The organism is Microbispora corallina (assembly GCF_016863035.1).
Taxonomy (GTDB): Bacteria; Actinomycetota; Actinomycetes; order Streptosporangiales; family Streptosporangiaceae; genus Microbispora; species Microbispora corallina.
Genome location: NZ_BOOC01000027.1, coordinates 102,025 through 117,418 on the forward strand (window position 1 = coordinate 102,025; position 15,394 = coordinate 117,418).

The 15,394-nt window shown below is 75.5% G+C and carries 8 protein-coding genes; 2 read left to right on the plus strand and 6 right to left on the minus strand.

The genetic code is table 11. The features are described 5' to 3' along the window. Positions 1–42: 42 nt before the first annotated feature. On the plus strand, positions 43–1,614 hold the full coding sequence (locus Mco01_RS24760) for a stealth family protein (RefSeq protein WP_204059295.1): 1,572 nt from the start codon (positions 43–45) through the stop codon (positions 1,612–1,614). Here Mco01_RS24760 and Mco01_RS24765 read toward each other — a convergent pair. The 5 genes from Mco01_RS24765 to Mco01_RS24785 all read right to left on the minus strand — a co-directional run bounded on the left by Mco01_RS24765 (position 1,578) and on the right by Mco01_RS24785 (position 13,155). Beyond that, a complete protein-coding gene (locus Mco01_RS24765) occupies positions 1,578–3,077 on the minus strand; it encodes a glycosyltransferase family 39 protein (protein ID WP_204059296.1) in 1,500 nt (499 codons plus the stop codon). The two genes, Mco01_RS24760 and Mco01_RS24765, sit on opposite strands and share 37 nt — an antisense overlap. After that, positions 3,074–5,968 (minus strand): bifunctional glycosyltransferase/CDP-glycerol:glycerophosphate glycerophosphotransferase, encoded by a 2,895-nt coding sequence (locus tag Mco01_RS24770; RefSeq protein WP_204059297.1) that lies wholly within the window; start codon positions 5,966–5,968, stop codon positions 3,074–3,076. The genes Mco01_RS24765 and Mco01_RS24770 overlap by 4 nt, the downstream gene beginning before the upstream one ends. A gap of 53 nt (positions 5,969–6,021) precedes the next feature. Beyond that, entirely contained in the window at positions 6,022–9,456 is a 3,435-nt protein-coding gene (locus Mco01_RS24775; protein ID WP_204059298.1) for a bifunctional glycosyltransferase/CDP-glycerol:glycerophosphate glycerophosphotransferase, read from the minus strand. A 220-nt stretch (positions 9,457–9,676) separates the two neighbouring features. Continuing rightward, on the minus strand, positions 9,677–11,245 hold the full coding sequence (locus Mco01_RS24780; protein WP_204059299.1) for a glycosyltransferase family 2 protein: 1,569 nt from the start codon (positions 11,243–11,245) through the stop codon (positions 9,677–9,679). Beyond that, positions 11,227–13,155: a glycosyltransferase family 2 protein gene (locus tag Mco01_RS24785; protein ID WP_204059300.1), complete on the minus strand. Its 1,929-nt coding sequence runs from the start codon at positions 13,153–13,155 to the stop codon at positions 11,227–11,229. The genes Mco01_RS24780 and Mco01_RS24785 overlap by 19 nt, the downstream gene beginning before the upstream one ends. Before the next feature lie 220 nt (positions 13,156–13,375). Between Mco01_RS24785 and Mco01_RS24790 the strand changes: the two genes are divergently transcribed. Beyond that, positions 13,376–14,191, plus strand: coding sequence for a polysaccharide deacetylase family protein (locus tag Mco01_RS24790; RefSeq protein WP_204059301.1), 816 nt, complete (start codon positions 13,376–13,378; stop codon positions 14,189–14,191). Here Mco01_RS24790 and Mco01_RS24795 read toward each other — a convergent pair. Next, entirely contained in the window at positions 14,139–15,350 is a 1,212-nt protein-coding gene (locus Mco01_RS24795; protein ID WP_239103889.1) for an acyltransferase family protein, read from the minus strand. The genes Mco01_RS24790 and Mco01_RS24795 overlap by 53 nt on opposite strands. Between the last annotated feature and the right edge of the window lie 44 nt (positions 15,351–15,394).

A 15,394-nucleotide genomic window follows, 5' to 3' on the forward strand; every position in this document is an offset into this window, starting at 1 on the left:
CGAGTAGCGGATCCGTTACAGTGCGTGTTCCAAGGGGGGAACATGCCGGTTGTCACGCTGTACCGGCGGCTGCAGGGGCGGCTGCCGTCGTGGGAGACCACACCGCGCTCCGCGCTCATCCGCGAGGACGCGAGCCCGCTCCAGGCCCAGCGCGAGACGCTCGACCTCGTCTGCGCGCTGCTGTCGGGCGCCTCGGTGCCGTACTTCTGCGTCCGTCCGCTGCCGGGCCGCCCGCCCGCCGTCGCCGTCCCGGAGGACGAGCGCACCCGGGCGATCGCGGCGCTTGCCCGCGGCGGCCACCCGCTGGTCGCGGCCCGCCAGCCGTACGGCAGGCAGGGGGCACGGCGGGCCGAGGCCGGCAGGATGCGCCCGCTGCGGCGCGCCGCGGCGATACTGGAGGACGCCCGCGTGGTCCGGCTCGCGATGTTCTTCGCCAGCCCGTCCCGGACCCTCACGCTCGGCCCCGAGCACGGCTGCGACCTGGAGTTCTGGTCGCGTGAGGGCGACCTGCTCATCGCGCCCCGGCCCAACCACGCCTGCGACGCCGTCCCGGTCGACGGCGAGGTGGTCGACGGCGGCGAGGAGCTGTTCAACCCGCTGGTGACGCCCGCGCAGCGGATGCGGGCCTACCCGACGCGGCCCGAGTTCACCCGGCGGCTCGTCGACGACATCGCCTTCCCGATCGACGCGGTCTACACGTGGGTCGACGGCGACGACCCGGCGTGGCGGGCCCGCCGCGACCGCGCCCTCCGTTCGAGCCGGCCCGACCTGCGGCTGAGCGAGCTGGCCACCACCGAGGCCCGCTTCACCAGCCGCGACGAGCTGCGGTTCTCGCTGCGCTCGCTGACGATGTACGCGCCGTGGATCAACCGGGTGTGGATCGTCACCGACGGCCAGACGCCCCGGTGGCTCGACACCACCCACCCGATGGTGACCGTGGTGCACCACAAGGAGATCTTCCGCGACCCCTCGGTGCTGCCGGTGTTCAACTCGCACGCCATCGAGACGCAGTTGCACCACATCGAGGGGCTGTCGGAGCACTTCCTCTACCTGAACGACGACTTCTTCCTGGGCCGTCCGCTGCTGCCGCGGACGTTCTTCGAGGGCAACGGCATCACCCGGTTCTTCCCCAGCACGGTCCACGTGCCGTTCGGCGCCCCCGAGCTGGAGGACTCGCCCGTCCACGCGGCCGGCATGAACAACCGCCGCATGCTGGAGGACCTGAGCGGCCGCACGCTCACCCAGAAGCTCAAGCACGTGCCGTACGCGCTGCGCCGCTCGCTGATGTACGAGCTGGAGCAGCGGTTCGCGGCCGAGTTCGACGCGACCTCCCGCAGCGCGTTCCGCACCTCGTCCGACATCTCCGCGGTGTCGTCGCTCGCGCACTACTACGGCTACCTGAGCGGGCGGGCCGTCCCCGGCTCGGTCGAGTACACCTACGTCGACCTGTCGCTGCGCAAGACGCCCGGCAAGCTGCGCCGGATGCTGGCCGCGCGCCGCCACGACGTGTTCTGCCTGAACGACACCGCCCCTACCACCCCCGAGCAGGACGCCCTGCTGGCGCGGTTCCTGGAGGCCTACTTCCCGACCCCGTCGCCGTTCGAGCTGACCTGAGACCCGGCGGCGTCGTAGCGCGCCACGAACAGGCCCCTCGACGTCCACCTGCCGCCGGGGACGAACGTCCGGCGGACCAGGTCGAGCCGCCAGCTCGCCGCCTTACCCGTGTGGCCGACCACCCACAGCGTGCGGACGCCCGCCAGGCGCGCCGCCAGCACGCGGGAGCCGGCGTCCCGGCCGCCGAACGTCCCGTCGCGGCGCGGCGACCGGACCAGGGCGACGTCGTCGAGCCGCCCGAAGACGCCCGGGTAGACGACCTCGTACTTGCGCACCTTCGCCGGCACGAACAGCACGGCGTCACCCGGCCGCGCCTGGGCGCCCAGCAGCGCGATCACCGGACGCGGGTCGTCCTGGCGGCCGTCCGGGCCCCGGGTGGCCAGCTGCCCGGGGACCGACAGGCCCGCGGCGGCCGCCATCGCCGCGACCGCGACCCGGGCCGGCGCCGCGGCGAGCCCCGCGCCGGCGAGCAGCGCGGCGGCGGGCACGCAGCACAGCACGTACCGGAACACGTAGACCGGGTGCGCCGCCCACGACACGGCCAGCAGCGCGGCCGGCGGCAGCAGCAGCCACGGCAGCGCCACCCGGACGAGCAGACCCGTGGCCGGGGACCCGGCGACCGCGCGTGCCGCTCGCAGCGGCGACCGGACGGCTCCCACGACGGCCAGCGCCGCCACGAGCGGGGCGACCCCCAGCCAGGCGGGCGTGGCCGCGCCCAGGTCCCCGAAGAGCTGCACGGCCAGCATGCCGACGTCGCCGGCGTCCGGCCGGGTGATCCAGCCCACCTGCGCGCTCTGCCGGGACGCCAGCCATCCGAGCGGCGCCGCGAGCGCCAGGCCCGGCACGACGGCGAGGCACCACCGCGCGAACGGCCCCCGGCACAGCAGGACCGCGATGCCGTGGGCCGCCGGAACGAGAATCGCGAACAGGTTGAGGTACGCCAGGGCGGCCACCGACAGGCCGTACACCGCGAATGCTCCGGGCGTGGGCCCGCGCAGCGCGCGGACGAGGAGCAGCGTCGCGCCGACGGCGGCCGCCATGGTCAGCGCGTACGGCCGGGCCTCCTGGGAGTAGCGGGAGAAGACCGGCATCAGCGCGAGCAGCGACCCGCCGTACAGGCCGGCCCGAGGGCCGCCGAGAGCCCGGCCGAGGGCGCCGGTCCCGGCCGCGGCGAGCACCCCGGCGACGACCGACGGCAGCCGCAGGGCCACGATGCCGGTCCCGCCGAGGGCGACCACGACGTGCGCGAGCGCGTAGTAGAGCCCGTGCACCGCGTCCACGTGACGCAGCAGGTGGACGGTCTCGGGCAGGCTCCGGGCCGCCGCGCTCACGGTCGCCGCCTCGTCGCGCCACACCGGGGGCCCGGCGAGGCTCCACAGGCCCGCCGCGAGGGCCAGCGCGGCGGGGACCAGCACCGCGACGGGCACTCCGGGCGCGGTGGCGCGCAGCGGCGTCGGGCTCATGCGAGCATCCGCGCGACCACGCGCGCCGAGGCGTGCCCGTCGTCCCAGGGACAGTAGCGCCCGGCGAAGTCCTGGTAGCGCTCCTTGTAGGGGCAGAAGTCGGCGGCGGCCAGGACGCCGACCAGGTCGTCCGGGGTCCTGACGAGGGGGCCGGGGGCCTCCGCCTCGACGTCCAGGTAGAACCCGCGGACCTCGTCGCGGTAGCGCTCCAGGTCGGGCGTGAAGAAGATCATCGGCCGCCCGGTGCACGCGAAGTCGAACATGGCGGACGAGTAGTCGGTGACGAGCACGTCCGCCGCCGCCAACAGCTCCGCCATGTCCGGAAATTTCGTGACATCGATGGCGGGGGCGGGGATCACGGTCCGGCCGGCCATCAGGTAGTGGGCGCGCACGAGCAGCACGTCCCCGCCCCCCAGCGCCGCGGCCACCCGGCCCGCGTCGAGCGGGAGGCCGGGCCGGTCGAGCTCGTCGTCCCGCCAGGTGGGGGCGTACAGCACGGCCCTGCGGCCCTCGGGGACGCCGAGGCGGCGCCGGGCCCGCTCCCGCGCCTCGGGCCGGAAGAGCACGTCGTTGCGCGGGTAGCCCGACTCCAGGACCTCGCCGTCGTACCCGAAGGCCCGCCGCAGGATCGGCGTCGAGAACGGGTTGGGCGACACCAGCACGTCCCAGGTCGCCACCTGGCCGGCCAGGTCCTCCTCCGGGATCTTCTGGGCGTACGGCATGTCCCGCGCGTCGCGCGCCAGCCGCTTGAGGGGGGTGCCGTGCCAGGTCTGGACGTACAGCTGACCGGCCGGCTTGCCGTACCAGCCGGGCTGGGTGCGCCTGTTGGCCACCACGTATCGGGAGGTGTGCAGGGCCTCCTCGTGCTCGCGGGAGCCGTACAGGACCGTGCGGACCCCCGGCGGCACGGCGAACTGGCCGTCGCGGGTGACCCAGATCCGCTCCACGTCCGGGTCGCGGCGCGCCAGCTCCTCCGAGACGGCGCGGGGGTTGCACGAGTACTGCCCGCCGCCGTAGCTGTCGAAGACGGCGGCCTCCCTGAGGGCCGTCCGCACGCGCGGGGCCTCGCGCCGCCTGCGGGTGGCGTACGGCCCGCGCTCGTCGGGCGCGAGAGCCGGGCGGACGACGACGCTGAGCCCCGACTCCTTGTCGGTGCGGAGCGACACCTCGTGCACGCCGGACCTGTGCGGGGCCGGCGGGTCGGCCACCAGGGCCTCGGCCAGGCGGACCCGCTCGCCGCCGGCCAGCACCCGCCACGTGCCCCGTGCCAGCGGCAGCCCGTCCGCGGTGCGGCCGATCACGGCCGTCCACCCGCCGTCGTGCGGACGCAGCGGCCATGAGTGCGCCTCGGTCCCCCGTTCGAGGGTGATCCGGTCCGTGTGGCCGCCGCCCGCGCCGGTCAGCGTCAGCTCGCCCGCCTCCGTCCAGCCCACCCCGGTCACCAGCGGGCCCAGGTCGCCGGACGCCTCCACGGGGGCGGCCTCGCGCAGGACGAGGCCGCGCTCCCGGGTGAGGGCGACCTGCAGGGCACCGGCGCGGAAGACCCGCTCGCCGGCGTCCGGCCCGCCCGTCACGCGGCCCGACCTGACGACCCCCCGCGCGCGGACCCGGGCGTGCAGGGCCCATCGCCCCGCGGGCAGGGCCCCGGCGTCGACCTCCGTCGCGAAGCCGGACTCGTCGTGGCAGGCCGCCGATTGGCGGGAGTCCGCGGTCACGTCGGGCCTCGAGATCCGCCGTACGGGCAGGGGAAGCCGGCGGTTCCCCGCCTGCAGCCACAGCTCGACACGGCTGCGCCGGCTGTCGAGGTGCGCGATGTAGGCGTGGCCGGCGACGCGCAGCACGCCGTCGGCGTGCCGGACGTCGTCGACCCGGGCGCGAAGCTCCAGGTCGCGTTCCGCGTCGAAGAGGTGGGCGGGCAGGCGGCGGTCGTGGCGCAGGGGGTAGTCCATCGCGAGGCGCCGCCGCGTCAGCCCGGCGCGGACCACGCCGTGGTCCCGGAGGCGGGTCTCGGCGAACTCCCGCAGCCCGGCCAGCTCCTCCGCCATGCCGTGCACGGCCAGGAAGAGCTGGAGCCGCCGCAGCGCCGGGAGGCGTCCCACCGCCTCCGGGTCGAGGCGGGCCAGGCGCGGCGCCAGTTCGGCCAGCGTCTCGAGCGGAGCGTGGTCGAGCACAGCGGCGAGGGCGTCCGACTCCGCAAGCCGCCGGTCGTACTCCCCCTTCAGGTCCTCCGCGTGCCGGGCGACCGTCTCCGCGACCTCCAGCATCGCGGCCAGGCGGTCGGCGGGCCGCGCGGGGCGGGGACACGCGTGGGGACGGGTGAGGCAGACCACCTCGGCGAGCACGTCGGTCGAGCGCGACAGCGCCTGGGCGGGGACGGTGACGGGGAAGTCCTCCTCGATCCCCTCGCGGAACGCCAGCCCGTGGGCGTCCCAGAACGTCCTGCGGAACGCCTTGGTCGCCGCCGCCGTGTCGTCGAGGAGCCCGGGGTCGCGCCGTGCGCGGGTGCGCAGGACGTCTCCGGACGTCCGGAGGGGACGCCCCCCGAGGCGGGCGGCCCGCCCGCAGGCGAGGTCGGAGCCGGTGGCGTCAAGCGCCTCGACCAGCCTCCGGTACGCGTCGGCGGGGACGACCGCGGCGGGGTCGGCGAACGCGAGGTAGGCGCCGGTGGCCCGGGCCGCCCCCGCGTTCCGAGCGGCCGACGTGTCACTCCCTCCAGGCGGCGGGATCAGCGTCACGTTCGGGTCGCGGACGGCGTCCGCGCCCGGACGGCCGACGAGGAGGACCTCCATGTCCTGGAGGGTCTGGTCGCGCAGCGAGCTGAGGCATTCCTCGATGTGCTCCTCGTCGCCCAGCAGGGGAACGACCACCGAGAGCCTGGGGGACACGGTCACGCCGCAAGGATGCCTACGGGGCCGCGGCCGCCATCGGGCGTACCTCCATTGCCTTACGCGTCCTTGGCCCATCCTTGACCGAAGACCCGCTCGGCCAGGCGCGCGGCGGCCCGCCCGTCGGCGAGCGGGCGGTAACGGGCCAGGAACGCCTCCATCGGGCCGGCGTGCTTGCCGGCCACCTCCTCCAGGTCGCGGATCGCGCCGGCCACCTCGCCGGCCCCGCCCAGCGCGGGCCCCGGGACGTCCGGGTGCGGCAGCAGGTCGGCCGCGTGCAGGATCACCGGGCGTCCGGTGACGGCGAAGTCGAACGCCGCCGCCTCGTCGCCCGTCACGAGCACGTCCGCGGCCGTGTACAGGCCGTACGGGTCGGGGTAGGCCGACACGTCCCGCGCCGCGCCCCCGGGCCGTGCCGGCAGGGGCGGCACGCCCGGCGGGCGCCACACGAGCACCTCGTGGTCCTCGCCCAGGACTGCGGCGACCCCGGCGGCGTCGAGCGGCGGCCCGTCGCCGGGGACGTACAGCACCACCCGGGTTCCCGGCCGCAGGCCGAGCCGCCGCCCCACCCCGGCCGCGCCCGTGTCACCGCGGAGACCGAGGTCACCCCCGAGCGCGGGATCGCCGTACGGCGCCGTCCTGAGCAGGTCGTCGCAGGGCAGGCCGGTCTCCAGGATCTCCCCGGTGAAGCGGAACGCCTCCCGCAGCAGCGGGGTCCACCAGGGCCCGGCCGACACCAGGTGCGTCCACTCCCCGGCGCTCTCCGCGAGCCGGTCCAGCCGGCGCTCCGCGGCCTCGCTCTCCGGGCCCGCGCAGGGCGAGGCGAGCGCCGCCGGGGACCCGTGCCAGGTCTGGACGACCACCTGGCCGGAGCGCCGGGCGAACCACGGCGGCAGCGGGTCGTCCACGACCACGTAGCGGCAGCGGGCCAGCGCCTCGTAGTGCTCGCGGCCCAGCGACCGCACAGGGTCGACGCCCTCGGGCAGGGCGACCTGGCCGTCCCGCACGTGCCACAGGAACTCCAGGTCGGTCCCCCGCCGCCGCAGCTCCTCGTAGACGGCCCGCGGGCTGCCGGCGAACCGGGTCCCACCGGCCGAGCTGAAGAAGACGGCCTCGCGCAGCGGCCTGCCCCGCATGGCCGGGTACGCCGCGGTGCGCAGCTCCCACTGCGCCTTCTTCCCGCGCTCGTTGCCGGCCAGGTCGCCGCTGACGGACAGCACGGCCCGCCCCCGCGGGTCCGCGTCCAGCTCGAACGTCCGGCTGGCCGTCTCGTGGACCATCGGCGACTCCGCGTCGAGCTCCACCGGCAGGTCCCCGCCCCCCTTCACCCGTACGGCGAGGCCGTACCGGCCCTTGGGCAGCGGCAGCAGCCCGGCGAGCGAGCCGACGCGCTCAGGGGTCAGCCGGGCGCGGAACCGGGTGCCCGACCCCTCGACCGGCGCGAGCCGCTCGTCGGGCCGGTCGAGCGCGGTGACGACGAGCCCCTCCACCTCCTGCGGCAGCGAGAACCGGCCCTCGATCAGCAGCTCGCCCCCGGGCAGCCACTCGGCGAGGTCGGCGAACGCGGCGACCGGCTGGTCCCGCAGGACGAGCCGGCCCGACCGCTCGCGCATGACGGCGATCTCGCGGCCCGCGAGCGGATGGCGGCCGGGAGGCAGGTCGTCCATCGCCGTCACGGGGAACGTCCCACCGGCGCCGCGCACCTCGACCGTCCACTCGGGCGGCAGGTCGGGCAGCGCGGGCTCCCGGCCGTCCGGGCGCCGCGGCGGCAGGAGGTCGTTCAGGTCGACGGTCGCCTCGAACGTGCGCCGGTCGGTCCTGACCGGGTACGTGAGCGGCGTCCCGCCCGGCCGCCGGGTGACCAGGAGGACGGGGTCCGGGCCGAAGTCGGCCAGCACGGTGCCGACCAGGCGGAGCAGGTCGCCCCTGACGCTCTGCGTCGCCACCCGGGCCGCCTCCCTCTCGGCGTCGACGACCAGGTCGCCGGTCTCGCTCAGCAGCGGCGCGACGTACCGGTCCTGGCCCACGGCACGGCAGCCGACGCGGGCGACCCAGGTCGCGCGGGGGTCGGCGAGCCTGCCCTGCCTCACGGTGCCGCGGTTGACCACGCGCACCTCGACGTGCCACCGCCCGAGCCGGCCGGCGCGGGCGACGAGCGCGGGGTCGACGACGATGCGGAAGCCGCCCCAGTCCTGCTCCCGGCCCTGCCGCGCCGACACCCGGGTGCGCGTGACCGCGGCGGGGACGCGGATCCGCCTCCCGGTGCGCTCGTGCACGAGGGCGGCGAACACCCGTTGGTGGAAGCGCCCGGCCGGCCGGAGGAAGGGGGACGCGGCCCTGCCCTCGAGCACGAGCCTGTCGTCGGCCCACCGCACCGAGTCGAGGCGGAAGCGGGGGGCGATCTCGTCCCGCACCCGGGTGACCGCGGCGGGGACCCCCCGGCCGCCCCCGCGCGGCAGCGGGACGTCGAGGTGGTGGCCCCACAGTCCGCGGACGACCCGCCGGTCGGGCTCGACCGTGCGGTCCCACTCGACGACGTCGGCGAGGTCCCGCGGCCGCCGCGCCCGGACCAGGTGCCACTCCACCCGCCGCAGGGCGGGCAGCGCGTCGAGGACCGGCGCCGCCACGTCGTCCAGGTACGCGTCGGCCAGGTCGAGGAACCGGGCCTGGAACTCCTCCGACCCCTGGTCGAACACGTCGAGGAAGTTGGTGAGGTCGCTCTCCAGGACGGCCTGGTCCCAGGCGTGGATGTGGGCCGTCAGGTTGTGCTCGGCCAGGAAGCGGCGCACCGCGGCGACCGCGGCGAACCGGTCCGCCAGGTGCCCGGTCCTCGCCTTGTCCTGGGTGATAGAACGGCCGCCCGCGTCACGCTCCCGCCACACGTACACGGGCGCCGGGAGCACGTCGACCGAACGGGCCAGGAAGTGGGCGCGCAGCGCTACCGCGATGTCCTCGTACAGCACGCCCTCGGGGAAGGCGAGGGCGTGCGCGTCCCAGAACGAGCGGCGCCACAGCTTGTTGGTGACGAGCCGGTCGCGCAGCAGCGCGCGGTTCCTGGTGATGTGGGTGGCGCGCCCCGGCCGGGCGAACACGGGCCGGTGCATGGCGGACGGCCGGGTCCGGCGGCCGTCGTAGCGCGTCACGTTCCCGGTCGCGATGTCGGAGCCGGTCTCCAGCAGCGAGGCCGCCAGGTAGTCGAGCGCGTGGACCGGCAGCAGGTCGTCGCTGTCCAGGAACATCAGGAAATCGCCCGTCGCGTACCGGATCCCCGTGTTGCGCGCCGCGCCCAGCCCCCCGTTGTCCCGGCGGACCAGCCGGAACCGGTCGTCGCGCGCCGCGAAGCCGGCCGCGATCTCCGCGCTCGCGTCCGGCGACCCGTCGTCCACCATGACGACCTCGAGGTCCTGCCAGGTCTGGACGGCGACCGACCGCAGGCAGGCCGCGAGGTAGGGTTCCACGTCGTAGATCGGGACGATGACGCTGATGCGAGGCACGGCGGGTCCTTATCGGGTCGGCGGAACTGGCGGGTCCGTGAGGGTCGGTCGCTGGGCCTTGCTGGTCCTGCGGCGGCGGTGCGGCGTCCTGCTGTCCTGCGTGCTCAGCCGCCCGGCGCCCCCGGACGGCTCCTGCCGCCCGCGCCACCGCATGCGGCCGTACGGGCGGCGCGCGTACGGCCCGCGCCGCTCATACGGTCCGCGCCACGGCGCCGGGGGCTCATGTCGGCCGCACCATGGCGCGCAGGCGCCGGCGGATCATCCGGGCCGTACGGCGGAGCGGGCGGCGGACCGGCGACCCGCCGCCGGATGCGCGGGCGGAGGACGGCCGATCGGCGTCGAGCGCCCACGGCCGGCCGGGCGAGGGCGGGGGCGGCGCGTCGGCCCGGGTCAGCCCCCATTTTTCGCCCGCGTCCCAGAGCGTGCCGAACATCGCGTGGACCAGGTCGTCGAGGGCGTCCCCCGGACCGGCGCACCAGCGGGCCCGGGCGACGGCGGCCATCCGCTCCAGCCGGGCGTGCACGATCCCGCCCCGCTCGCGCTCGTCCAGCGCGAGCGAGAGCACCCCGAGGCCCTGCCGGTCGGCGAACTTCACCAGCGACCCGATCGTGCTCCGCCCCGGCGTCCACCCGGGCGGGCAGTGCAGGCGGAACGGCACCGGGAAGCAGTGCTCGGGCAGGCTCTCGGCGAAGGACACGCGCGGCTCGCCCTCGTAGCACGCCCGCACGAGCCGCAGGTCGAGGGCGGGGTCGCCGAGCGGGTCGCGCCGTCCGCCGCCCAACCGGCTCCACGGGCCGACGAGCTTGACGACCACGTCGGGCAGCTTGCCCGACAGGACGGCGTCGACCGTGGCCCGCACCTCCTCGAACGAGGCGTCCGTCGCCGGCACGACCACCTCGACGTACGACACGAGGTAGCGGCGGTTGGGGTGGGCGCGCAGCCAGCGGAAGACCGGGATGCGCTCGGCGAGGTAGGGCCAGTTGTGCCGCTTCACGTCCTGTTCGCGGCGCATGACGGTCGAATCGCCGATGTGCCGGCCCCGCGCCTCCCTCTCCCCGACGAAGACGGCGCCGGCCTGCGCGAGGCGGTAGCCCAGCTCGGTGTCCTCGCCCATCACGAGCGCCCGGTCCATCCCGCCGGCCGCGCGCAGTAGGGCGGCGGGCAGCGACGCGGTCGCCCCGACCGTCACGGAGAACGCCCGGAAACCCGCGGTCCGCAGGTCGTCCGTCTCGTCCCAGCGCTGCTCGGTCCACTGCGGCGTGCCGTCCTCGTCGGGGAAGAGCTTGCCGAGCGTCCCCGCCTCGATGGCGGCCAGCACCTCGCCGGCCGGCACGACGTCGAGACCCGGCACGAACCGCAGCCGTCCCAGCACCACGAGGCAGCCCGCGAGGTGGTGCCACCGCATGTGGGCCTCGACGTGCTCGGGGAACGGCACCAGGTCGGCGTCGAGGTAGTGGACGACGTCGCCGGTCGCGGCGTCGGCGCCCGCGGCGCACGCGCTCGCCTTGCCCCAGAGTCCCGGACGCGGCCGGATCACCCGGGTCCGGCGCGGCGCGGTGGGCGGCAGCGCCGGCATGGGCTCCTCGCCGTCGTCGACGACGATCACCTCCATGAGGTGGGCCGGGTACGTCTGCCGGTCCAGCGCGGCCAGCACGAGCGGGAGCGTGGCCCCCGCCCGGTATGCCGGGATGACGACGCTCACCGACAGCCGCGGGGTCCACGTCCCGAGGGCGGGCGGGTCGCCGAGCACGCCGTAGTCGTTCATGGGGATCAGCGGGGACCCGCCCATGTCCTCACCTCCGCGCGGCCGTGCGGCACGGCCGCCTCCATCAGCTCGTTGAACACCAGCCCGCGCCACTGCTCGTGGGACGACGCGAGGAACGACTGCACCGGCTGCCGCCACGTGTGGCCATGCGCGCTGCGGCGGCGCAGGACGTAGCCGAAGCCGTGGGTGCGGTAGATCCGGCCGCCCGCGGCCTCCACCGCCTGCAGGAGCTGCCCGTCGACCGTGCGCGGGAGCGGCCGGAACCCGCCCACCGCCTCGAACGCCGACCGGCGGACGAGCATCGTCCCCCCGGCCACCAGGGGCGCGAAGCGCTCGGTGCCGATGCGCCGCCGGATGGTCACGTCGAGCGGCTCCAGGTAGACGAACTCCGCGGCCGAGCCGACCAGGTCGGCGCCCGAGTAGAGCTGGGCGAGGAGCAGGTCGGCCAGGTGGTCGGGGCCGTACCAGTCGTCGTCGTCCACCTTCGCGAGGAACGACCCGCCGGCGAGGTCCGCCATGCGGTTCAGCACCGCGCCGAACGGCAGCTCCGCGGGCGCCTCCACCACGGTCACCGGGAGCAGCGCGCTGCCGACGGCCGTCCGCCGCGCGGACAGGCCGTGCAGACCGATCACCAGCTCCGCCCGGACCCCGCGCTGGCGCTCCATCTGCCGGATCGCGAACGGGATCATCTCGGGGCGGCGGGTGCACAGCAGGATCGAGACCGAGGGCTCGGCCGGAAGCGGAAGCCCGGCCGCGCCGGCCGTCTCCCGCCACCGCGGCACCGAGCCGTGGAGGCGCAGGGCCGACCGGCGCAGCCGAATGCTCAGCTCCTCGCGGCGCAGGTCGTCCTGGACCTCCTCACCGAGGACGGCCGCCAGCGCTCGGGCGAGGTCGGGGCCGAGCGCGGCGTCGCGCGCCGGGTCGGGCTCGGCGAGCATCGGGACCCCGGCGGCCGCCAGGGCGGCGACCAGGCGGGCCGCGACGAGCGGCCGTCCGGGGAGGGCGGGTACGGCGAGGGCGCGCGTCTCACGCAGGCGCGCCACGTCCACGTCGGTCACCTCACCGCCCGGCGGCAGCCGCACCAGCGTCTCGCCCCCGGAGACCACGGCGAAGCCGGGCCCGTCGGCGACCAGGCTCGCGACCGGCGACGACGGGTGCTGCCGGAACCCGATGGGGTTGACCACGGCCTCGTCGACGGGCGGGAACCCCCCAGGCCCCGCCACGTCCGCCTCCCCGTACGGCGGACCCGCGAGGAGCAGGTCGCAGCCGGGGGCGTCGCGGCGCTCGGGGACCGGGCCGCCCGCGGGGACGAGGGTGGCGTTGGCGTCGCCGGGCCTCCAGGCGGCGTCGCCGGGCGGGAGGCCGGCCACGGGCTGCGCGAGGTGCCGCCGGGCGCCGAAGAGCCCGTGGACCACCTGGGCCAGGACGTCGCCGCCCGCCGCCGGCTCGTCGAAGAGGGCGTCCAGATGCCAGCCCTGACCGGTTCGCCCGATCGTCAGGCCGGCGAGGTGGCGCCAGCAGTCGCCCTGCCCGGTTACGGGGAACGGCGGGGACGCCCACGGCGGCGTCTCGGCGACGGCGACGCGGATCCTGCGGCCCATCGGGACGAGGCCGCGCAGCGTGACGGCCAGGCGCAGGTCCGCCGGCGTGCGCGCGGCGAGCACCACGCATCCGAACACCGGCACTTCGGCGGCCTCGGAGCCAGGACCGTGCCCGCCCCGCGCCTCGGCTGCGTCGACGCCGGGACCTTGCCGGCCCTCTGCTCGGGAGCCGTCGCCGGGAGGTTCGGACGCCGGACCGGCGACCGGGACCGGGACGGACGCGAGCGGCGTCCAGGGACCGGGAAACCCCTCGACCAGGCGGTCGAGCAGGCCGGGGCAGGACTCGAACCCGACCCACGCCCCCCACGCCGATCGGGCGGCGGCACGCGACACCCGCCCTCCTCCTTCGGCCGATCCTCATCACGATGACCGGGCCAGCATCGCGAACGGCGCCCGCGCGGAGGGCGCCGTAACCCCGTTCTTGGCCGAAGGTTTAACCGCTCCCGCCCTGCGCCCGGCCGCCGGCGGAGACCGGACGTGATCGGCCCGATACCGGCGAGGGCGGCCGGGCACAGTACGATGCCGCGTGAAAGATCCCCCGAGGAGGTCCGCCATGGCCGTTCGCCGTTCCGTCCCCCTCGCCGCCGCGTGCGCGCTCGCCCTGGCCGCCCTGCCCCTGCACACAGCGCAGGCCCAGTCGCAGGCTCAGGCGCAGAGCGCCCGGACGCAGGCCGTATCGGCGAGGACGGGCGCCACGACGACCGCGAAGAAGCCCGCCAAGGACGACGAGCCGTTCTGCGCCACGCACCAGTGCATCGCGCTCACCTTCGACGACGGCCCCGCCGACTACACGGGCACGCTGCTCAAGACGCTCAAGAAGTACAAGGCCAAGGCCACATTCTTCATGATCGGCGAGCGCGTGAAGAAGCACCCGAAGCTCACGGCCGAGGTGGCCAAGGACGGCCACGAGATCGGCAACCACACCTGGGATCACAAGTACCTGACCGACCTGACGTACGCCGAGATCAACAAGGAGATCGGCGACACGCAGCGGATCATCAAGAAGACCACGGGCAAGGACCCGGTGGTGTTCCGCGCTCCCGGTGGGCTCCGCAACGGCGGCGTGGAGGAGCTGACGGCCAAGTTCGGCCTGATCCAGATCCCCGGCACCACCGAGACCAAGGACTACATCAAGGACTACCGGCACGTCGACTTCCTCACCCAGAAGGCGCTCGACGTCGCGGGCGAGGGCGAGGTCGTCCTGATGCACGAGACGGTCAAGGAGACGATCCAGTCGATGCCGGCGGTGCTGGAGGAGCTCACCCGGCAGGGCTACAGCTTCGTGACGGTCTCGACCCTGCTGGAGGGTCAGGAGCTCATCCCGGGACAGGTATATCCCGAGGCTGTGCCGACGGCCGACGCCGAGTGATCCGGCGGCCGAGCCGCTGGCCGGGCGCCTCCACGTACCGGTGGGTCAGCCAGCTCAGCGTCAGCAGCACGGCCAGGTAGCCCAGTGTGACCGACGCCTGCGCGGCCGCCGGCAGCGTGCCCAGGTCGCCGGCGAGCACGTTGAGGTAACGCAGCAGCGGGTGGTGCAGCAGGTAGACCGAGTAGCTGATCAGGCCGAGCCAGGTCAGCACGCCCGGGACGCGCCGCCCGCGCAGGGCCATGCCGGCCGCGAAGGTGGCGCCGGCGAGGGCGATCGTGGTGATCCACACGTCGGGCTGCACCCACCACCAGCCGGCCTGGATCGACCAGACGGGGGCGACCGCCACCAGCAGCGCCGCGGCCACGACCGGCGTCAGGCCGCCGGTGCCGCGCTCCCACCGCTGGATGGCCGTCCCGGTGAACATCACCGCGAGGATCGCCGCGCCGAACCACGGCACGAAGCTGCCGAAGACCAGCAGCACCAGCGCCATGGCCCCCAGCGTGTACGCCGCCAGGGTGCGGAGGCGGCCGGTGATGAGGCAGCCGATCCCGGCGACGAAGACGGCGCACGCCGCGATGGCCGGCCAGTGGCCCGGCAGGAGCGGCGCCGACAGCACCAGCCCGGCGCAGACCGCGACGATCCCGAAGGCGATCGCGAGCATCCCGCTGCGCCGGTGCACGCCGCCGACGAACAGCGCGGTCACCAGCAGGTAGAAGACCATCTCGTACGAGAGCGTCCACATGGGGTCGGCCACGCCGCCGACGTGGACGACGTCGAGCAGCATGGACAGGTGGGCGGCCACGGCCGACGCGTGGCGGGGCACAGCCGGGCGCACCGGCACCCAGACGGCCAGCACCAGCACGACGGCGATGACGAGCAGGTAGAGCGGGTACAGCCGGAAGAGCCGGCTGATCCAGAAGGCCCGAACGTCGCCCCTGCCCTCCAGCGACATGGGGATGATGTAGCCGCTGACGAGGAAGAACACGAGCACGCCGTACATGCCGAGGTTGAACCAGTACGGCCGGAGCGACGGCATGAGCCAGGGGAGCATGTGCTCGGCGACCACCGCCATCGCCCCGATGCCGCGCAGCGCGTCCAGCCACGCGAGTCTTGTGGCGGGGGCGGTCGGCGGCGCTGTGACGGGCTGAGTGGCAATCACCGCGCTACCCTATCCAGAGGCGCGAAGATCACACCGTTTGATCC

Excerpts from the sequence above, each read along its gene's own strand:
- Mco01_RS24760 (WP_204059295.1), top strand. The coding sequence starts at position 43 with ATGCCGGTTGTCACGCTGTACCGGCGGCTGCAGGGGCGGCTGCCGTCG.
- Mco01_RS24765 (WP_204059296.1), bottom strand. The coding sequence starts at position 3,077 with ATGAGCCCGACGCCGCTGCGCGCCACCGCGCCCGGAGTGCCCGTCGCG.
- Mco01_RS24790 (WP_204059301.1), top strand. The coding sequence starts at position 13,376 with ATGGCCGTTCGCCGTTCCGTCCCCCTCGCCGCCGCGTGCGCGCTCGCC.
- Mco01_RS24780 (WP_204059299.1), bottom strand. The coding sequence starts at position 11,245 with ATGGGCGGGTCCCCGCTGATCCCCATGAACGACTACGGCGTGCTCGGC.